Origin of the sequence: Arthrobacter sp., from assembly GCF_030540645.1 — a bacterium.
GTDB lineage: Bacteria > Actinomycetota > Actinomycetes > Actinomycetales > Micrococcaceae > Specibacter.
Window position 1 is genome coordinate 1 of the sequence record NZ_JAUNVV010000069.1, and the last position, 19,955, is coordinate 19,955.

Genomic DNA, 19,955 nt, shown 5'->3' on the forward strand with positions numbered 1-19,955 from the left:
CCCCCAACAAACACCACGCCGCAACCACTACCACCACGGCCTCCCCAAAAAGACGAGTAAGAATCAATGGTGATAGCGGATAGGACGAGCAGCAAATATTTTGACTGGCGTTAAAACTGTGAGGGCCCTGATCCACAGATCAGGGCCCTCACAAAGAAGTAGCTAAGTACCATTTAGATACTAATTAGATACAGCACGGAAAACTTTTACTAAGGAAGAACGCTTTTATAGACGTCCAAGGTCTGTTCAACAATCGATTCCCAAGAGAAATGGTCAGTAGCTCGCTGACGTCCCTTTTCGCCCATTGCTCGGGCACGTGCAGGATCGTTCACCACCTCAATCATCGCGGCGGCAAAGTCTGCAACGAACTTCTCCGGATCCAAAGGTGTTCCCGTGCCGTCACCAACTTGCTCCAACGGAACCAACAATCCCGTCTCACCGTGCGCAACAACTTCTGGGATTCCACCCGTTGCACTGGCCACTACAGCAGCTCCACATGCCATGGCCTCCAAGTTCACAATGCCAAGCGGCTCATATATTGAAGGGCAGGCGAATACGGTTGCATGGCTAAGAACCTGAATCAGCTCAGCACGCGGCAGCATCCTTTCGATGACGATGACCCCGTCACGCTGTGCCTTCAGGCCAGCAATCAGTTCATTGACTTCGGCGCCGAGTGCCGGAGTGTCTGCGGCACCCGCACACAAAACCAGCTGCACCTCCGGAGGAAGCGCTGCAGCAGCCTTCAAGAGGTACGGCACGCCCTTCTGACGCGTAACCCTTCCAACCCAAACAACGCTGGGACGGTCCGGATCAATGCCAAGGGAACGGACGACGTCGTCCTCCTCATCGCGCTGCCACGCGGCAACATCGATACCGTTATGAATGACCTTGACCTTGGCCGGGTCCACGTCGGGGTAGCTGCGCAGGATATCCTGGCGCATGCCGTCGGAGACAGCAATGATCGCTGCGGCGCCCTCATAAGCGGTCTTCTCCACCCAGGAGGAGACGGCGTAGCCGCCACCCAACTGTTCGGCTTTCCACGGGCGCAACGGCTCCAGGCTGTGGGCACTCAGAACATGCGGGATACCGTGCAGCAGCGCCGCAATGTGTCCTGCCATGTTGGCATACCAAGTGTGGGAGTGCACAAGGTCGGAACCGGCAATGGCCGGCACAATCTGCAAATCCACCCCCAGTGTTTGGACGGCAGCATTTGCATCGTCAAGTTGAGGGAGCGGTTCGTAGGAGGCAACAGTGGCCCCATGGAAGTCCTTTTCCCTTTCCTTTCCGAATGCATGCACCCGCAAATCGGCCTTCGCAGCGAGTACACGGCTGAGCTCGGCGACATGCACTCCGGCCCCTCCGTAAATCTCGGGCGGAAATTCTTTTGTCACAATGTCTATACGCACCCTCTCAAGGTAGTCTGTCGGGACACATTTGTTCTAGTGTGAAGTTGTTGTGACCCTCGGAGGTCACCGCAAACTGAACCATTAAAGCTGGCGGAGGGTGGATCATGTCAGTCAAAAAAGTTTTGGCGATCGTTTTGGCAGGTGGCGAGGGTAAACGCCTGATGCCGTTGACAGCAGACAGGGCTAAACCGGCGGTGCCCTTTGCGGGTTTCCGCTTGGTTGATTTTGCTTTGTCCAACCTGGCCAACTCGGGATATTTAAAAATGGTTGTCTTGACCCAATACAAGTCACACAGCCTTGACCGCCACGTGTCTGAGACCTGGCGCATGTCCACACTCTTGGGTAACTATGTAGCTTCAGTTCCCGCACAGCAACGACGCGGCAAAAGCTGGTTCCTTGGAAGCGCTAACGCCATCTACCAGTCGATGAACCTCATCGGTGACGCAGAGCCGGACATCGTTGTCGTGGTGGGCGCGGACCACGTCTACCGCATGGACTTTGAGCAGATGGTGAACAGCCACATCAAGTCCGGCGCCAGGGCCACCGTCGCCGCAGTACGCCAGCCTCTTGAGATGGCTGACCAGTTCGGTGTCATTGAGATTGACAATGCTGAAGTCCCCGGTGCAGTTGGCGCCCACAAGATTGCAGCGTTTGTGGAAAAGCCCGCCACAACGCCAGGGCTGCCCGATGCTCCTGATCAGTTCCTCGCTTCAATGGGCAACTACGTCTTTGACACTGATGCCCTGGTCGAAGCACTGGAGCTGGACGCCGCCAAGAGTGACACGAAGAACGACATGGGCGGAGACATCATCCCCCACTTTGTGGAGCGCGGAGAGGCCTTCGTCTATGACTTCACGACCAATGACATCCCCGGTGCCACGGACAGGGACAGGAACTACTGGCGTGATGTGGGCACGATCGATTCGTACTACGACGCCCACATGGACCTGATCTCACCGTTGCCCATCTTCAACCTCTACAACAGGGATTGGCCCATCTATACCCGTAATTCCCTGTCCGCACCGGCTAAGTTTGTCCACGGGGCACACAACTCCGCCGGCACGGCACTGGATTCGATTGTGGACCAAGGCGTGGTGGTTTCCGGTGGGGTCGTGGAGAAATCCGTCCTCTCGCAGGACGTCTTCGTCGGCGACGGCGCCCGGGTGCAGGAATCTGTTTTGATGGACAAGGTCACTGTCGGTGAAGGTGCCATGGTGTACAAGGCGATCATCGACAAGAACGTGAAGATCCCGGCTGGCGCAACCATCGGCGTGGATATCGAACTGGACAAGGCCCGCGGCTTTGTCATCACAGAGTCTGGCCTGACGGTCCTGAGCAAGGGCCAGGTAGTCCCGGTTCCGGATGCAGCTGAGCGGGCCTTGGCCAAATCGAAGATCGAAGAAATTCAAGAAGGTTTCTTCCGCTCGGTTGCGCGCCGCCGCGTTGAGCAGGATGGCGAAGGCGTTGAGCGGGAAACGGCCGAAACTGCAGTGGAGGAGCCTGTCGAAGTCACGGGGTAAGTCCGCTCCGTTGGAGAGGCTAAAATTGTTCAGTGACTGCCGACGACTTTACCCCCGAAGAGATTCAAAATTGTTTAAGAGTCTTGGAGAACATCCATGTCTATGACGAAGAGCATCCTGACTATATAAAGGTCCGCAGGGCCACGGGAAAGATGTTCAAGGCCGTCAAACGGTACCGCCGCAACGTAAAACGTGACGCAGTCAATGAAGCCGACAAGGCTGTCATTGCGAAAACTGCGACGGCGGCACCTGACCGGATAGACGATGAGACTCGGGGTAACAAGCTCAAGCCGTCAACGACTGGCGACACGGCGGGAACGCTTTTGCGTTCCCGCCCCTGCTACATCTGTAAACAGCACTACACCCAGGTAGATGCGTTTTACCATCAGCTGTGCCCGGATTGCGCAGCATTCAACCATTCAAAGCGCGACGCACGCACCGATCTTTCGGGAAAACGGGCGCTGTTGACTGGTGGGCGTGCCAAAATCGGCATGTATATTGCGCTGCGATTGCTGCGCGACGGCGCGCACACCACCATCACCACACGCTTCCCCAAAGACGCTGCCCGTCGTTTCGCTGCCATGGAAGACAGCGGAGAATGGCTGCACAGGCTCCGCGTGGTCGGCATCGACTTGCGTGATCCAAGCCAAGTTGTCGCCCTGGCTGACTCGCTCAATGACGCCGGACCTCTGGACATCATCATCAACAACGCAGCCCAAACCGTGCGCCGGACTGGCAACGCATACAAGCCGCTGGTGGACGCAGAGTTGGAAGATCTTCCCACCCGCTCCCCCATGCCCGAACTTGTCACCTTCGGCCACGCCCACGACAAGCACCCATTGGCCCTTGCCACTCAAATGATGGAAAGCCCGCAGCTCGCTGGTGATGAAATCGCAGCCTTGGCCCTATCCATGGGCTCGGCGTCGCTTGAACGGATCGCGGCAGGAACGGCCATCGACGCCGGAGGCCTCGTTCCCGACCTTGCCACCATCAACAGCTGGACCCAAGTGGTGGAACAGGTAGACCCCTTGGAAATGCTTGAAGTGCAGTTGTGCAATGTGACGGCGCCTTTCCTGCTGGTTTCCCGCCTTCGCCCGGCCATGCAGGCGTCAAGCGCCCGCCGCAAGTACATTGTGAACGTCTCAGCCATGGAGGGACAGTTCTCCCGCGCCTACAAGGGCCCCGGACATCCGCACACAAACATGGCCAAGGCGGCGTTGAACATGCTCACTCGTACCAGCGCCGGCGAGATGCTCGAAGAAGACGGAATCCTGATGACAGCCGTGGACACGGGGTGGATCACCGATGAACGCCCGCATTTCACCAAGGTGCGCTTGGCTGAAGAAGGCTTCCACGCACCCTTGGACCTGGTAGACGGCGCCGCCCGTGTGTACGACCCCATCGTGATGGGTGAATCCGGGGAAGACCAGTACGGCGTCTTCCTGAAGGACTACAAAGTCAGCCCATGGTAAAGCCCGACGCCGGCACAGTCACCAAGGGCGCCACCTTGCACGCGCTGGCACCCGGCCTGGCTGTAGCCCTAGGTGCCGTCGCCGTTTCCTTGCTGTTGCACGCAGTGGTGCCGATGCTGCCTTCCATGACCATCGCCGTCGTGCTGGGCATTGCAGCCGTCAACCTGCCCGTGACATCACAATGGTGTCAAGGACCACTGCGGGCCGGGCTGAACTTTGCCGGCAAGCACTTCATGCGCGCCGGTATTGTCTTCCTGGGACTCAAGCTCAGCCTGGGCGACATCATGGACTTGGGCTGGATCAGTGTGGCCCTGATCGTGGGGGTGGTGCTGCTCAGCTTCGCGGGCACATTTGCCTTGGGTAAGCTGTTCAAGCTCGGCGGCGACACCCCCCTGCTGATTGCCACCGGCTTTTCGATCTGCGGCGCTTCCGCCATCGGGGCCATGGCTGCCGTCAAGAACACGAAACACGAAGATACCGTGCTGCCCGTGGCTCTCGTGACGCTCTGCGGCACACTCGCCATCGGCGTTCTGCCGTTGCTCATGCACCCTCTGGGCTTGACCAACCTGCAGTTTGGCCAGTGGGTGGGCGCAGGTGTCCACGATGTGGGACAGGTCGTGGCGACCGCGCAAACCGCAGGAGCCGTCGCCCTCAGCGCCGCCGTGGTGGTCAAGCTGACGCGTGTGGTGCTTCTGGCACCGATCGTTGGGGTGGCCGGAGCCCTTGAACGCAGGCGCCATGCACGCGCCCTTGCACTCATGGAGGCTGGCAGCCCCGAAGCCGCCGCTGCCCCGCGCTTCCCACCCGTCATACCCATGTTCGTTGTCGGCTTTCTGCTGATGGCCGCCTTGCGCACCACCGGCTGGATGTCCGACGGCGTCATAGAAGCAGGAGCCCTGGCCCAGGACATTACCCTTGGAGCCGCACTGTTTGGCCTTGGCTCAAGCGTCCGAGTGCGCGAACTGCTCAACACTGGCCTGCGCGCCACGGTCATGGCAATGTGTGCCTGGGCTCTGATTGCAGCGCTGGCCTTTGGCGCCGTGCACTTGATGTCTGCGTAAAACCCGCCTGAGTGTGTGTCAGGCGGGACTGTCTAGGTCTTCGAGGTCTGCTGAGCCGGCTGGTTCTTCCGAGCTCCCTGAGTACGCCGATGCGCCAAGTCGAAGTGGATTGCAGCAGCACGTGGAAGTTTGCTGCTGCCATGGTTGAATGAATTGGTGCCGAACTTTAATCTGCTGCGCAGTGAAGCCGCAGCCCGCAAGTCCCTCCTCACCGTCCACAAGTACGACGTGGAGCTCGATCTGAGCCATGCCCGCGACTTGTCCGTCCCAGGGTTTCCCACCCGCAGCAGCATCACCTTTTCCGCTGGCACGGCCGGCCAGACCGGCCCGGCCCCAACGACGTTCCTTGACTTCATTGGAATCAGTGTTGAGTCGGTAACTCTGAATGACGTGGAGCTGGACGTTGCGGCCGTAGTTGACGGATCGAGAATCCATCTGCCCGGACTGGCTGCGGAAAACACGGTGGTGGTTGCGGCGACGGCTGCCTATTCAAGCTCCGGCGAAGGACTGCACCGGTTCATGGATCCCAGCGACGGTGAAATCTACACCTACACGCAGTACGAGCCTGCAGATGCCCGGCGCGTTTTTGCCAATTTCGAACAGCCTGATCTGAAGGCCTCCTTCACGTTCCACGTCACAGCACCTGCGGGCTGGGAAGTGGCCTCCAACCAATCCGTGGCCCACAAGGCGGAGCCGGCACCGGCCATGGGGCGGGATGGAGCACCAGAGCCGTCCATGGAAGTGAAGTCGGGCACCGCAACAGGGTCAGCACGTGACACGCCGGAGGCCGTCCGTTGGGACTTTGCCCCCACATTGCCCATTTCCACCTACATCACCACAGTGCTGGCAGGGCCGTACTTCAAGGCTGAAGATCATTTCTCCATGACGTTCGGGCCAGAAAGTGAACACGCCGGACAACGTCTGGACATTCCGTTGGCCGCATATTGCCGCGCATCCTTGGCCCAGTACTTTGACGCCGAGGAAATCTTCACCATCACGAAGGCGGGACTGGCCTGGTTCCACGGCATTTTTGACAACCCCTATCCGTTCGGCAAGTACGACCAAGCGTTTGTGCCGGAGTACAACTTGGGCGCCATGGAGAATCCGGGCCTGGTAACGTTCACGGAGTCCTACATCCATGCCTCCCGCGCGACCGACATGGCATACCAGCTGCGCGCCATCACGATCATGCACGAGATGGCGCACATGTGGTTCGGCGACCTTGTCACCATGGGTTGGTGGGATGATCTGTGGCTGAAGGAGTCTTTCGCCGACTACATGGGCCACCTGGCTGTCGCCGAGGCCACTCCGTGGGCTGAGAAGTCCTGGACGTTGTTTGCCAGCCGCCGCAAGGCGTGGGCTTACACTCAGGATCAGCTCCCCACCACTCACCCCATCGTCGCTGACATCCCAGACTTGGAAGCGGCCAAGGCCAACTTTGACGGCATCACGTACGCCAAGGGTGCGTCGGTACTCAAACAGCTGGTTGCCTACGTGGGCCGGGATGCCTTCATCACCGGAGCCCGTGAATACTTCAAGGCGCACGCCTACTCCAACACGTCCTTGCAGGACCTGCTGGCGCCGTTGGGTACCGCCTCCGGACGCGACCTCGGCACGTGGGCGGGCCACTGGCTGCAAACCTCCGGCATGTCCACCCTGACACCGGAGCTCACCGTGGCCGAGGGCAGGATCACGTCTTTGCGGATCCGGCAGGAGTCGGTTGACCCCATCACCGGCCAGCCATCACTTCGCCCGCACCGCCTGGCCGTGGGCCTGTTCAACTACGACGCCGGAGCCCTGGTTCGGAGCCAGTCGCTGCTTCTCGATATTGCCGGGGAAGTGACGTCAGTGGGCGCGGCGGCAGGACTGCTGGCGCCAGACCTTGTGCTGCTCAACGACCAGGATCTCAGCTATGCCAAGGTCCGGCTTGACGCAGGATCTACGAGCACGGCGCTTGCCGGTGTGGGCACGGTCAGCGACACGTTGGCCCGAAGCCTTGTTTGGTCCGCGCTCTGGAACGCTTGCCGCGATGCTCTCCTGCCCGCTACGACCTACCTGCAAGCCGTCATCGAGCAAGCAGGCCACGAACGCGATATCAGCCTCCTCCAGACCCTGGTGGACAACGCGTTGTACGCCCTTGGTCGCTTCACGTCCCCACAGCATCGGGTGGAGGAAGCTGCACGGCTGAGCGCCGGAGTCGAACGCCACTTGGCCAACACCGCGCCCGGAAGCGATGAACAACTTGTCTGGGCACGCGCACTGACAGCCCTGGGCCGCGGCAGCGACACCCTGGTGCCGCGTCTTCGCGGACTTCTGGACGGTGTGGACGTGCCTGAGGGCTTGCTCGTGGACAGGAATCTGCGTTGGCTTCTCTGGCAGGCGCTCTCGGCCCGCGGGGCAGCTGATACGGCAGAACTTGATAGTGAACTGGCGGCCGAAACAACAGCCGAATACCGTGCTGCCCGCCGCACGGCACTGACGGCTTTTCCGGATGCGGGCCGCCGGCAAGAGTTCTGGAACAGTGCAGTTGGTGGTAAGGCGTTGAGCAATGAGCTGCTCAGCGCCACCATTGAGGGGCTCACCATGGCCCCAGTTGAAGCGCTGGAACCGTTCGTGGAGCCCTACTTTGCCGCCATTGCAGGGGTGTGGCGCGAACAGAGCCTGGAGATTGCCGGACGGATCGTTCGCGGACTGTTCCCGGCGCGCCAAGATCTTGCGCCGGGAACATCGCCACAAGAGCACCCCGTAATTATTCGGACGGATACCTGGCTGGCTGAAAACGGTGACGCCGCCAATGGGCTGCGTCGGATGGTCATCGAGCAGCGTGACCACTTGCTCCGTTCCCTCCGGGCTCAATCCGTCGGCTGAGCGGTCAGCTGCTGCGGGAGTTCGTCCACTGCCGCAGCAGCCACTTCAGGAAGGCTACTCCCATGCCGCCGGCAACTATCAGCCACGCCAACACGGCAAACCATGTGGCACCCTGCCCGACAACCTGTACCAGGGGCATGGAATTTTCGCGTCCGAATCTGAAGGTGGCCACGGCAAACATGCCGAGCGGGAAGACGATGGACCACAGCGCCGTCGTATATACCAGAGGTTCACGTCTGACCACATGGCGCCAGAAGCCAAAGGCCACCAGCAGCGGCACCCACCACAGTCCGAAGGCCCACAGTAGGTAGCTCAGACCGCCAACTGTAGGTCCCGCCATGTGCACGACGGGCAGGTCGTTGGGCAGGTGCAGGATCATGGATCCGGCCAGCACTGTTATGGCCGTGGCACCCATGAAAATCCAGTTCGTGGGTACTATTCCACCCTTGTTTTCACCTCCCGTGAGCAAACGCAGGATGACCAGGGTGGTGAGCGTGAAGTACAGCATGATGCCAATGCCCCAGAAAGCCACTGCTGCATCGCTGAGAAGGCGCACGTTGCTTCCCCCGGAGGCCAGGGAGGCTGCGGCCATCGACAGGGACTGGGTAGAGACCACCCAGAGGAACCAAGTGCCGTCAACTGGCAAAAGGCGGGGACGGAGGCTTTCACCGATCTCTGTCCGGAGCATCATGGACAGCGGCACACCGTAGGCCAGGAACAGCCAGAGTGGAACGCTGGAAACGGCCAGAATCCAGGTCACGACCGGCGCCACGGGGTGGAATCCGATGCCAACAACGTTGATGCCAGCCACCATCGTCAGGTAGCCGAAGCCCTTGTGCGGGTTACGGAAGTCCGCCACAGCGTCTGCGGTGTGAAGGATGATGCGCCCCAACAATCCCACAATGAGCAGCACGAGACCCGCAACGGCTATCCACAACAGGATTTTGGAGGCAAGCGGCCACTGTGCGTCGAGCAGCGATGCAGAGACGATACCGGTGGCCATGACAAAGGCGAAGGATGCTGGAGGCTGGTTAAGCAACCGCGATCTGGGATTCTTCGCTGTCATTCTGTTTGGTCTCATGGGATCCGCAGTAACCATTCATCCGTGGCAAACTTATTCTCGACCCGCAGACGTGCTTCTTGAAGTTCAGCCTCGGTGAGGGTGGATGGCTGCGCACCATAGCGGTCGGCAAAGGTGGCAGCCATGCGGTCAAGGATTTCCTCGCGAGTCAGACCGCTTTGGCGGCGCAGCGGGTCCACCCGTTTCGCCGCTGACCGGGTGCCTTTGTCGGAAAGCTTCTCCTTGCCAATGCGCAAAACCTGGACCATTTTGTCTGCGTCAATGTCATAGCTCATGGTCACGTGGTGAACCATGGCGCCGTTGCTGAGCCGCTTCTGCGCTGCACCGCCGATCTTTCCCTGCTCTGTGGCGATGTCGTTCAGTGGAATATAAAACGCCTCAATGCCCATGGATTCCAGGGCTGCCAAAACCCATGCATCTAGGAACTTGTAGGAGTCCTCGAAACTGAGCCCGTCCACGAGTGTTTGCGGCACATACAGCGAATACGTGATGCAGTTTCCAGCTTCCATGAACATGGCACCGCCACCACTGATCCGACGAACCACCTTGATGCCGTACTTCTGTACTCCTGCCGGGTCCAGCTCATTGCGAACAGACTGGAAGCTGCCTATCACCACCGATGGCTCCTCCCAATCCCAAAAGCGCAGGGTTGGGTTGCGCCGACCCGCACCCACTTCTTCAGTCAACACCTCATCAAGTGCAACATTCACAGCGGTTGGCAGGACGGTGGGAGCGATGATGTCCCATTGGTGGTCCACCCAACTGCTGGCCCGTGTCAGGGCCCGCCGCACGGCGATGGCGACCGCCTGGGCGGAAAAGCCGAACAACACGGCCCCTTCCGGCAGGGCTGCCGTGACTGCGTTGGCGATCTCTGCGGCGGTAAGTTCGTGAGAGAGCCCGTTGAGGGCTGCATTGATGTCATCAAGGGCTTCATCGGGTTCGAGGAAGAAGTCGCCACTGACGCGCACATCGCGGAGCGCCCCGTCCGTGACTAAGCAGTCCACCACCACCAGTTTGCCGCCGTGGACCTTGTATTCACCGTGAAGTTCAGAAGCCATGGCTTCATTTTCCATGCCAAGGCAGCAGATAGCCAAAACGACTTGCATAAAACAGAAGGACCCACACCAAACGGTGTGGGTCCTTCTGCGAAAAGCCGGTGAAGAAGTGTTACTTCTTGCCGAAGCCAGCGAAGCGGGCGTTGAAGCGCTCGACGCGTCCGGCGCTGTCCATGATGCGCTGCTTGCCCGTGTAGAACGGGTGCGACTCCGAGGAGATTTCCACGTCGATGACGGGGTAGGTGTTGCCGTCTTCCCACTCAATGGTCTTCTTGGACGTCGCGGTGGAGCGCGTCAGGAACTTGGTGTCCGAAGCCAGGTCGTTGAAAACGATGGCTTGGTACTTGGGGTGGGTGTTCTGCTTCACGGTAAACCTCAAAGTGTAATCGTCTGGTTTTTGCCAGACTGATGAATGTTATGGACACAAGGTCCAGCAAGAAACTTTACCGGTTCAGGGCGAAATCACCAAGCCCGGTTGGACAAGGCAGCCAATGCCTCGTCGGCGTGCACGTCCATGTTGGTCTCACTGGAGACTTGGAAACGCACAGTGAAGTCGCTGTCGATGACAAAAGTGGCCCGTTTCGTGGGCAGAGTCTTGGCCAGGAGGCGACGTCGGACGCCAAACTGGTCTGCCACCTCACCCTTGCTGTCACTGAGCATCGGGAAGGAAAAGTGGTTCTCGGTTGCGAAGGTCAGCTGCCTGGCCGGGGAATCCGTGCTGATGCCCACCAGTGAAGCGCCTGCCGCACCAAACTCTGATTCCAGATCGCGGAAGTGGCAGGCCTCCTTGGTGCACCCGCCGCTGCTGGCACGTGGATAAAAGAAAATTACCAGCGGTCCGGCTGCCAGTAGCTCCGAGAGCTTCCGGGTGTTGCCGTGTTGGTCGGGCAGTTGGAAATCAGAGACTTTCTCACCAATATTCATACCTCCACACTACCGGTTCGTGGGGGTTGCCGGTCCGGCTGGCGGGAGCTGCGTCGCAAAAAATGCCACGGCACTGGCTGCTGCCACATTCAACGAATCAACACCGGCAGCCATGGGGATGGTGACGGAAAAATCGGCAGCTGCCAATGTTTGGGCGCTGAGCCCGTCACCCTCGGTGCCCAGAATCAGTGCCAATCGTGTTTCGTTGCGTGCAGCCAGCTCATGGATCGTCAGCGAGTTGTCCGCCAAGGCAAGCGCCGCCGTCGTAAATCCAGCTGACTTTAGTAGTTCCAGGCCTGCCGGCCACTCGGACAGCCGGGCCCAAGGAACCTGGAACACCGTGCCCATACTGACCCTGATGCTGCGGCGGTACAGGGGGTCCCCGCAGCGCGGGCTGACGAGGACGGCGTCCACGCCCAGGGCCGCAGCGGAACGGAACACGGCACCGATATTGGTGTGGTCAATAACGTCCTCCAGCACAGCCACGCGCCGGGCACCAGCCAAAAGATGGGCGACGTCGGCCGGTTCCGGACGGTGCATGGCTGCCAGGGCACCGCGGTGAAGGTTGAACCCGATGATCTCCTCGAGCATGCTGGCCGTGCCGAGGAACGCGGGAATGTGCTCCCACTCGCTGAGCACATCGGAAAGTTCCGGCAGCCACTTTTCGCTCAAGAAGAAGGAGCGAGGCACGTGCCCGGCCGCCAGGGCACGACGAATGACTTTGCCGCTTTCAGCTATGTACAGACCCTCGGCCGGCTCCTTGGCTTTGCGCAATTGCACATCGGTGAGGTTGCGGTAGTCGTTCAGGCACGGATCGCCGGCATCCTCGATCGGGATGATCATGCGTTGATCAGCTTGATGACCATGAAGTAAAGGGCCACCAGCCCAAGGGTCACGATGACGCTGCGGAGGACGAGTGGGGAGAGGCGGCGACCGATCTTCGCTCCGATGAAGCCTCCTACCAGAGAGCTGACGGCGATGAGGCCCACCACGATCCAGATGATCTTGTCGGGGGCGAAGATCAGGTAGGACACGGCTGCGACGCAGTTGACCGTGAGAGTCAGCACGTTCTTGACGGCGTTCGCGTTTTGCAGCGTGCCGCTCATGAAGATACCCAGAATGGCCACGAGCAGCACACCTTGGGCGGCCACAAAATATCCGCCGTATACCCCTGTCAGGAAAATCAGCACAAACATGAGTGCTTCATGCGATCGGGCGGAGGGAGCTGACTCGCGACGGGCCTTGATGGACCGCTGAAGCCTGGGTTGGAAGATCACCAGCAGCAGCGCGAGCACAATCAGCACCGGTGCCACATACAGAAATACCTTTTCAGGCAGGTGCAGGAGCAGGTAGGCGCCCGTGATGCCGCCCAGCAGCGAGGCAGGCATGAGGCGCACAAGGTTGTGCTTCATACCCGTCAGTTCACTGCGGTAGCCCCAAACACCGGAGACTCCCCCGGCGATCAGGCCCATGGCGTTGCTCACAACGGCCATGACTGGGGTGATCCCCAAGGCAATCAGGATGGGGAACGTGACCAGGGTTCCAGAACCCACCACAGTGTTGATGGTGCCCGCCCAGAGCCCGCCCAGCAGGATGAAGAATGACTCAATTGCGTTCATGCAGGCCCCTCACCGGGATCTTTGGGCTTCGTTGGCTCGGCGTGCCGTGCTGTCGTGGGTGGTAGTGGGTTGTTGCCGTTTTGAGCGTGGCAGGAAGGCTAGCTGCGCGCCGTTGCCGTGTAGCGGCCGGCATTGCTTGTCACTGCCAATGGCAGTCCAAACGTGGTGCTCAGGTTTTCCTCGGTCAGAACATCCGTGATGGGCCCCTGGGCCACGATGCCGCCTTCACGCAGCAGCAGCGCATGGGTGAAGCCCGGTGGGATCTCCTCAAGGTGGTGCGTGACAAGGATGGTGCTGGGGGCCATGGGGTCGGCAGCAAGCTCACTCAACCGCCGCACCAGACCTTCACGCCCGGCCAGGTCCAACCCGGCGCCCGGCTCGTCGAGGAGCAGCAGCTCGGGGTCGGTCATGAGTGCACGGGCGATCTGCACACGCTTGCGTTCGCCGTCGCTCAAGGAACCGAAGGGGCGGTTGAAGAACGTGGACACGCCCCACTCGTCAAGCAGGCTGAATGCGCGGCGCTCGTCGTCGCGGTCGTAGGCTTCGCGCCAGCGTCCCGTGACGCCATAAGACGCTGTGACCACCACGTTGAGGACCTTTTCGTTCTCCGGGATTTGGTGCGCCAAACTGGCCGAGGCTACGCCGATGCGTGGGCGCAGCTCAAAAACGTCAACAGCACCCAAAACCTCGTCCAAGATCCCCGCAACACCGCGCGTGGGGTGCATGCGGGCCGCGGCGATTTGCAGCAGTGTGCTCTTGCCTGCCCCGTTGGGCCCAAGAATCACCCAACGCTCGCCTTCGACGACGCGCCAATCGATGTTATCCAACAGTGTTTTGGTGCCGCGAACTACGCTGACACCGGCCAGTCCCAAAACTTCACTCATAAGAACTGAGCCTAGGGCACGAGGGGCGGCCAACGCTAACCAGCCCGTCCGCGTGTTTCCTGCGCTGGCCCTCGCTGACTACACGAGTCGTTCATGGCAGCCTGAGAGTGGCTAGAATTATCAGCATGCCCTCCACATTTACAGCAGTCAGCTATGCCGAAGTGCTCTCCCCTGCAGCCCTTGAAACGGTTCGGGAAGTTCTTGTCGACCACGGCTATGCGATTGCCTCGGAACGCAGGGAGAGCCATCCAGGCTTTGAAGCCGTGGTGCGTGAACTAGGCTCCCTCAACCCCAGCGGAACCAGCGAGGCTCAAGCTGCCGCCCGACTGGCCCGTGTGCGCAAGGCACTCGCCGAGTCGGGGGAACAGAACGTGAGCACCGCCGTCGTTCCCGACTCGCTGCGCACCGCGACACGCAAGTTCATCATCATGGACGTGGACTCCACACTCATTCAGCAAGAAGTCATTGAACTGCTCGCAGCGCACGCCGGCACGGAGGCTGAAGTGGCCAAGGTCACCGCTGCAGCCATGCGCGGGGAACTCGACTTCGCACAGAGCCTGCACCACCGCGTCGCCACCCTCGCAGGCCTTCCTGAAAGCGTGCTGGCCGAGGTGGGCGCGAAAATCAAATTGTCGGTGGGTGCCGAACGGCTCATCTCCGAGGCCAAGGCTGCGGGGCACGTTGTAGCTGCCGTGTCGGGTGGATTCTCGCAGATTCTGGCGCCGCTGGCCCAACGGCTGGGATTGGACCACGCCCTCGCGAACGATCTTGAGATCATCGACGGGCACCTCACCGGAAAAGTGCGCGGTGATGTGGTGGATCGCGCCACCAAGGCTGTGAAACTGCGCGAATGGAGTGCCGAAGCTGGAATCGCTCCAACCGCCACCATGGCACTGGGTGACGGTGCCAATGATCTGGACATGATGGCCGCCGCCGCACTCGGCGTTGCCTTCAATGCCAAGCCTGCCGTCCGGGCGGCCGCCGATGCGCAAATCAACTTGCCCAACTTGGATGTGGCACTGATCCTGGCCAACATTCCCAACCACTAAACCCAACCCGTAAATCACCAGCAGTGCTCGAAACATGCTCAAAACATGCGCTTTAAGCAGCTGGGGGCCGGGCCGGATTGCTTGTGCAGTCCGGCCCAGGCCCCAGATGGATAATGACGGGTTGGCTACTTGAAGTAGTCGGCGCCGCCCACGTACTCGGTGTGTCCGCTGGGGACATCTGCCGTGGCGGCGGCAGCAATTTCTGCTGCAAATTCGGCCACGGTGTAAAGCCGTCCGGCTTCTGCGCGGCGGGCTTCGATGGCGCCCGGGTTGGCGCGGTCAAGCAAGGTTGCCGTGACTGTCCCCTCGATCATGTCCCCTGAGACCACCACCAGGGAGATGTCCTCGGTTGCCAGATTCGGAATCAAGGCGCGCAATGCGTCCTCACCGGCGCGCTTGCTCTTGGCGACGGGCTCGTACTCGGGCATGGTGGGCACCCTTTCAATAAAGTGTGCCTGATGACTGGTCACGAAGACCACGCGTGAGCCGGGTGTGAGGACGGGCCAGGCAGCGTTGAGCAGGTTCACCTGGGCATCGCGGTTCAGCATCAGCGCATAGTTCTCCGCCATGCCGCTTTCCATGCCGCCGGAAGCGTTCAGCACCAACAGATCCAGCGAACCGAAGTTCTCCAGTGCGGCGCTGACAAGGGCCTGCACCCCTTCCTGCGTGGTCAGGTCCGCACCCACAGCCACGGCACGGCCACCAGCCTCAACGATCTGCGCCACCACCTTGTTGGCGCGCGGCGCCTTCTGCCGGTAGTTGACCACCACTGCTGCGCCTTCTGCAGCCAAAAACTTGGCTACATCGGCACCAACCCCACGTGAGGAACCGGTGACAATGGCCGTCTTTCCATCAAGCTTTCCCATAAAAATATCCTTATTTTCGTCTAATCAATGCAAGAACTAGGGCACCTGCCCGCGCCACAGAGCAGGTATTAGTGGCCCATCCCGAGACCGCCATCAACAGGGATGACGGCGCCGCTAATGTAGGCGGCTTCGTCGCTGGAAACCCAGCGCACCACGTTGGCGACCTCTTCCGCCGTCGCAAAGCGTGCTGCTGGAATCGTGGCAAGGTACTGCTTCTGTGTCTCTTCAGGCAGTGCGGCCGTCATGTCCGTGCTGATGAAGCCCGGTGCTACCACGTTTGCGGTGATCCCGCGGGAACCGAGCTCGCGCGTCAGGGAACGGGCAATGCCTACCAGTCCGGCCTTGGACGCAGCATAGTTGATCTGCCCCGGTGAACCGTACAGGCCCACAACTGAGGAGATAAGCACTACACGTCCCTTGCGCTTACGGATCATGCCCTTGGAGGCACGCTTGATCACGCGAAAAGCCCCCGTCAGGTTCGTGTCCACGACCGAGGTGAAGTCCTCTTCGCTCATGCGCATCAGCAAAGTGTCCTTCGTGATACCCGCATTGGCCACCAGCACCTCGACGGGACCGTGTGCGGCCTCAACTTCGGTAAATGCCGCATCGATGGAGGCGGCGTCCGTCACGTCTGCCTGAACTCCTAGAATGCCCTCAGGCAGCTCCGACGGGCTCCTGTACGTCACGGCGACTTTGTCTCCGTTGGCCAGAAAGGCAAGGGCTATGGCCAGCCCAATGCCTCGGTTGCCGCCGGTGACCAAGACACTGCGGCCCTGGTGCTCTTCGACTGCCGGTGCACTCATGTATTCCTCCAGATAAGAACAGAAACAAAAAAGACAACACTAATGATGGAATCCTACGGGGAAAGGCACCGCGGATCACAGTTTGCTTTTGGCAGCACAACCCCGCAGTGAGAGAATGGACGTGTCCCTTGGAGTGTGATGAATCAGCAATCAGCTACGCCGAAGTTCGGTGCCAGACGGCGCGGCAAGTATCGCCACCGCTCAACAGCGCCCGAAGTTCAGGCCATTACCAACGCAGCCGCACCGCACAGCGAAGAAATGCACCACCGCTTGGTGAAGTATTCCATCACCATGGGCATTCGCATGGTCTGTTTGGGTGCAATTTTTGTTTTTGATGGCTGGTTCAAGATCATCCCGGTCGTTGGCGCCGTCGTGCTGCCCTGGGTTGCGGTGATCCTCGCCAATGGAGGTGCCGACATCTACCATCAGGAAACCGTTGAACTCCTCGATGAGGCTCCCATGTATGCCCTGAACGGGTCTGAGGAGGCCACGGACGACGACGATTGCCCCCCAAGCGACATCCTCACCGGGGAAATCGTTCCCGACGAGGCAAATGAAACAGAGGAAAAAGAGGGTCATGGACATCTTTGACATGCTCCCCGGGGCGGAGCCAGCGAAACCTGAGGCGCCTATCTGCTCCCGCAAGGGCTGCCGGGCACACGCCACCACCCAACTCCTGTGGAACAATCCCAAGATTCACACAGCTGAACGCCGTAAGATTTGGCTGGCCTGCACCGACCATGCGCACTGGCTTGAAGACTATTTGAAAAGCCGCTCCCTGTGGAAGGAAACTCTGCCGTTGAGCCCTAAGGATTCCGCCTAATTCATGAAGACGTACAAATTTTTGTTCTCCAGCAGGTGGCTGGGCTATTTTGCAATGGCCTTGGTCTTTGCCATCGCCTGCGTAGCTTTGGGGAACTGGCAGATGAACCGCCGCAATGCCGTGGTGGAGAACATCAACAAAATCCAGCAGAACTATTCCGGCACCGTGGAGGACTATGCGGACGCGGCCACGAACTTTGACGCGCTGGACCCCGCCAAGGAATGGACCCAGGTTCGCCTGCAGGGCACCTACCAAACGGCCGACGAGCGCATTGTAAGGAACCGGCCGCTGAACGGGGCTGCCGGCTATGAGGTGCTGGTGCCGCTGACGCTCGAAAACGGAGACACCGTCATCATTGACCGAGGCTGGCTGCCCATTGGCAACAAGGTCCCCGGACACCCGGATACAGTCCCCCAGCCGGGAGCCGGCGTTGTCACGGTGGTGGCACGCCTCAAACCTGCCGAGCCGCAGCTCAACCGTGGTGCCCCGGAGGGACAGCTTGCCTCGATTGAGCTCAATGACTACGCCGCGCAGCTGAACTACCCCATCAAGACCGGTGCCTATGGTCAGCTGGCGAGTGAAACCCCGGCCGCTGCAAGCAACCCCGTGCCATTCCCTGCACCGTCGATCGACGAAGGTTCCCACCTGAGCTACGCACTGCAGTGGATTGCTTTTGGCATCCTTGCGTTCGTCGGCTTTGGCTACGCAGCACGCATGCAACGCCGCAATGATGATTATGACGCTCTCGAGGCAGCAGAATCGGGGGTTCCAGCAGAGGAACTATATGGCAGGGGCTCGGCTTTTCACCCGCGCAGGCACCAGAAGGTGCGCAAGCCTGGGGCTCGGCCCACGGCTGAAGAGGCCGAGGACGCTCTCCTGGATTCGCAAGGGTTCTAGGATGTTGCCCGTGAGTGACGTGGTGGAGAACGTGCGTGCGGCTCTGCTCTCGGCTGGATTGCCGGACACGGTGGTTGTTGTCCCAGATTCCGTGGCCACTGCGGCCACCGCAGCGGCCGTGCTTGGCTGCGAAGTGGGGGCGATCGCCAACAGTCTGATTTTTGAGTGTGGCGGGGAACCGTTGCTGATTCTGGCCAGCGGTGCCGCAAAAGTGAACGTTAAAATGGTGGCCAGGGAACATGGTTTACCCAAGATCAACCGGGCCGACCCTGACTTTGTGCTGGCACACACCGGGCAACCTGTGGGCGGCGTCGCCCCATTGGGCCACCCAGCACTTATCAGGGCATTTCTCGACACCGACCTGGCCCAATACTCGGTCTTGTGGGCTGGTGCCGGCAGCCATCAGGCCATGCTGTCCATCAGTTACCAGCAGCTACTGGAAGCCACAAGTGCAACTGAAACAGCCGTACGCTGAAGGCGCTTCGCTTAGCTGTCAGCTGGCCTCAACTAGCGACTCCAGCCGGACTGGCTCCGCACTGACAAGAGCGGCCTCCGATCCAAACTCCTCGGCAGGAAAAATCACGACTTGACAGAGGATTCCCCACTCCTTGGGGCCGATAAATTTCACTTCGAGCGCCCCCTTCGGAGAATCGGTGATCCATCGGCCCTCTTCAGTGCGGATGCCGGCGCCCAACCCCGCAAGCCCATCGCGGGAGTTGCCGAGGATGGGGTCCGAGGATGATCGGTAAGGAAATTCACGTTTAGGGTGTGTCGATGCTAATCCGGGTTTTGAACGGTGGAACTAGCCGTCGGGATCCGTGGGATCGCGGACGGCGCCGCCGATGCTTAGTCTGGCTTCGCGTTGGGTGGGCTCCGTCAGAAGTCGACTGCACAATTCTCAGGAGCGTATTGATTCGGCTGCCCTGCGTTGTCCGCGTTCAACGGCCCGGTAGATGGTGGATCGGCTGATGGAGAATAGTTCGGCCAGCTCCGTCATGGTGTATTCCCCAGCATCGTGCAGTTCCAGGAGGTGGGCTTCTTGTTTCACGGTGAGTTTTGGCTGTTTTCCCCGGAGTCGGCCGTTGGCCTTGGCTACCTTCATTCCTTCGCGGGTGCGCATGCTGATGAGGTCGGCTTCGAACTCGGCGATCATTGCCAGGACGTTGAATAGTAGTTTGCCCATGGGGTCGGTGGGGTCATGGACGGAGCCACCGATGCTGAGCTTGATTTCGTGGCTGGCAAGATCGCCAGCTATTTCGTGGGCATCCCGGACGGAACGGGCCAGACGGTCGAGCTTGGTAACGACGAACGTATCTCCGGCCCGGCACGCGGCCAGGGCCTCGCGAAGTCCGGCGCGATTCTTGTTTCTGCCGGTAAAGCCATGATCAACATAGACGCGTTCTGGCTCAACGCCGAGGGCTGCCAGGGCATCACGTTGGGCGGTGAGGTCTTGCTCCTCCGTGGATACGCGTGCGTAGCCGACCATGATCTTAGACATGTAGATCAGTATGTCACATAGGGCCCCATCACCGGACAGATCACCGTACACCCTATACGGACTCTTCATGGGTCACCATTTGCAAAGCAGCAGGTCAGCAGCCGGTGTGTCCGGTGGAGGACCGGCTTG

Annotated in this window: 20 protein-coding genes; 9 read left to right on the forward strand and 11 right to left on the reverse strand. The window is 60.2% G+C overall.

Going from position 1 to position 19,955, the window contains the following annotated elements:
* Positions 1-209: 209 nt before the first annotated feature.
* The gene (glgA, locus tag Q4P21_RS12295) at positions 210-1,406 is read right to left on the reverse strand and encodes a glycogen synthase (protein WP_303389052.1); all 1,197 of its coding nucleotides are present in this window, start codon (positions 1,404-1,406) and stop codon (positions 210-212) included.
* Between the two features lie 104 nt (positions 1,407-1,510).
* Here glgA and glgC point away from each other — a divergent pair, with 104 nt between their 5' ends.
* The 4 genes from glgC to pepN all read left to right on the forward strand — a co-directional run bounded on the left by glgC (position 1,511) and on the right by pepN (position 8,327).
* Entirely contained in the window at positions 1,511-2,926 is a 1,416-nt protein-coding gene (glgC, locus tag Q4P21_RS12300; protein WP_369598899.1) for a glucose-1-phosphate adenylyltransferase, read from the forward strand.
* Between the two features lie 32 nt (positions 2,927-2,958).
* Positions 2,959-4,398 carry an SDR family NAD(P)-dependent oxidoreductase gene (locus Q4P21_RS12305; protein WP_303389053.1) on the forward strand — a complete coding sequence of 480 codons (1,440 nt, stop codon included), beginning with the start codon at positions 2,959-2,961 and terminating at the stop codon, positions 4,396-4,398.
* Complete coding sequence (locus tag Q4P21_RS12310; RefSeq protein WP_303389054.1) at positions 4,392-5,459, forward strand: YeiH family protein; 1,068 nt, start codon at positions 4,392-4,394, stop codon at positions 5,457-5,459. Before Q4P21_RS12305 ends, Q4P21_RS12310 begins: the two co-directional genes overlap by 7 nt.
* 156 nt (positions 5,460-5,615) lie before the next feature.
* The gene (pepN, locus tag Q4P21_RS12315; RefSeq protein ID WP_303389055.1) at positions 5,616-8,327 is read left to right on the forward strand and encodes an aminopeptidase N; all 2,712 of its coding nucleotides are present in this window, start codon (positions 5,616-5,618) and stop codon (positions 8,325-8,327) included.
* Between the two features lie 4 nt (positions 8,328-8,331).
* Here pepN and Q4P21_RS12320 read toward each other — a convergent pair whose 3' ends face one another.
* The 7 genes from Q4P21_RS12320 to Q4P21_RS12350 all read right to left on the reverse strand — a co-directional run bounded on the left by Q4P21_RS12320 (position 8,332) and on the right by Q4P21_RS12350 (position 13,890).
* Positions 8,332-9,393, reverse strand: a complete 1,062-nt coding sequence (locus Q4P21_RS12320) for a tellurite resistance/C4-dicarboxylate transporter family protein (RefSeq protein ID WP_303389056.1) — start codon at positions 9,391-9,393, stop codon at positions 8,332-8,334.
* A gap of 11 nt (positions 9,394-9,404) precedes the next feature.
* The gene (locus tag Q4P21_RS12325; RefSeq protein ID WP_303389057.1) at positions 9,405-10,466 is read right to left on the reverse strand and encodes a biotin/lipoate A/B protein ligase family protein; all 1,062 of its coding nucleotides are present in this window, start codon (positions 10,464-10,466) and stop codon (positions 9,405-9,407) included.
* Between the two features lie 109 nt (positions 10,467-10,575).
* Positions 10,576-10,830 carry a type B 50S ribosomal protein L31 gene (locus tag Q4P21_RS12330; protein ID WP_207346001.1) on the reverse strand — a complete coding sequence of 85 codons (255 nt, stop codon included), beginning with the start codon at positions 10,828-10,830 and terminating at the stop codon, positions 10,576-10,578.
* Between the two features lie 95 nt (positions 10,831-10,925).
* A complete protein-coding gene (locus tag Q4P21_RS12335) occupies positions 10,926-11,387 on the reverse strand; it encodes a peroxiredoxin (protein ID WP_303389058.1) in 462 nt (153 codons plus the stop codon).
* Positions 11,388-11,396: 9 nt separating this feature from the next.
* Complete coding sequence (locus tag Q4P21_RS12340; protein WP_303389059.1) at positions 11,397-12,230, reverse strand: RNA methyltransferase; 834 nt, start codon at positions 12,228-12,230, stop codon at positions 11,397-11,399.
* Positions 12,227-13,006, reverse strand: a complete 780-nt coding sequence (locus Q4P21_RS12345; RefSeq protein ID WP_303389060.1) for a sulfite exporter TauE/SafE family protein — start codon at positions 13,004-13,006, stop codon at positions 12,227-12,229. The genes Q4P21_RS12340 and Q4P21_RS12345 overlap by 4 nt, the downstream gene beginning before the upstream one ends.
* Before the next feature lie 98 nt (positions 13,007-13,104).
* Entirely contained in the window at positions 13,105-13,890 is a 786-nt protein-coding gene (locus Q4P21_RS12350) for an ABC transporter ATP-binding protein (RefSeq protein ID WP_303389061.1), read from the reverse strand.
* A 125-nt stretch (positions 13,891-14,015) separates the two neighbouring features.
* Between Q4P21_RS12350 and serB the strand changes: the two genes are divergently transcribed.
* Positions 14,016-14,939: a phosphoserine phosphatase SerB gene (gene serB / locus Q4P21_RS12355; protein ID WP_303389062.1), complete on the forward strand. Its 924-nt coding sequence runs from the start codon at positions 14,016-14,018 to the stop codon at positions 14,937-14,939.
* Between the two features lie 125 nt (positions 14,940-15,064).
* Here serB and Q4P21_RS12360 read toward each other — a convergent pair whose 3' ends face one another.
* Both Q4P21_RS12360 and Q4P21_RS12365 read right to left on the reverse strand, forming a co-directional pair.
* A complete protein-coding gene (locus tag Q4P21_RS12360) occupies positions 15,065-15,805 on the reverse strand; it encodes an SDR family oxidoreductase (protein ID WP_303389063.1) in 741 nt (246 codons plus the stop codon).
* Between the two features lie 68 nt (positions 15,806-15,873).
* A complete protein-coding gene (locus tag Q4P21_RS12365; RefSeq protein ID WP_303389064.1) occupies positions 15,874-16,608 on the reverse strand; it encodes a beta-ketoacyl-ACP reductase in 735 nt (244 codons plus the stop codon).
* A gap of 138 nt (positions 16,609-16,746) precedes the next feature.
* On the opposite strand from Q4P21_RS12365, the gene Q4P21_RS12370 reads away from it, so the two are divergent.
* The 4 genes from Q4P21_RS12370 to Q4P21_RS12385 are packed head-to-tail and all read left to right on the forward strand — an operon-like array spanning position 16,747 to position 18,803.
* The gene (locus Q4P21_RS12370) at positions 16,747-17,199 is read left to right on the forward strand and encodes a DUF3099 domain-containing protein (RefSeq protein WP_303389065.1); all 453 of its coding nucleotides are present in this window, start codon (positions 16,747-16,749) and stop codon (positions 17,197-17,199) included.
* Positions 17,186-17,431 (forward strand): hypothetical protein, encoded by a 246-nt coding sequence (locus tag Q4P21_RS12375; protein ID WP_303389066.1) that lies wholly within the window; start codon positions 17,186-17,188, stop codon positions 17,429-17,431. Before Q4P21_RS12370 ends, Q4P21_RS12375 begins: the two co-directional genes overlap by 14 nt.
* 3 nt (positions 17,432-17,434) lie before the next feature.
* Complete coding sequence (locus Q4P21_RS12380; protein WP_303389067.1) at positions 17,435-18,328, forward strand: SURF1 family protein; 894 nt, start codon at positions 17,435-17,437, stop codon at positions 18,326-18,328.
* 1 nt (position 18,329) lies between these two features.
* Positions 18,330-18,803 (forward strand): YbaK/EbsC family protein, encoded by a 474-nt coding sequence (locus Q4P21_RS12385; RefSeq protein WP_303389068.1) that lies wholly within the window; start codon positions 18,330-18,332, stop codon positions 18,801-18,803.
* A 423-nt stretch (positions 18,804-19,226) separates the two neighbouring features.
* On the opposite strand, the gene Q4P21_RS12390 is transcribed toward Q4P21_RS12385, so the two are convergent.
* Positions 19,227-19,826: a recombinase family protein gene (locus Q4P21_RS12390; RefSeq protein WP_303389069.1), complete on the reverse strand. Its 600-nt coding sequence runs from the start codon at positions 19,824-19,826 to the stop codon at positions 19,227-19,229.
* Between the last annotated feature and the right edge of the window lie 129 nt (positions 19,827-19,955).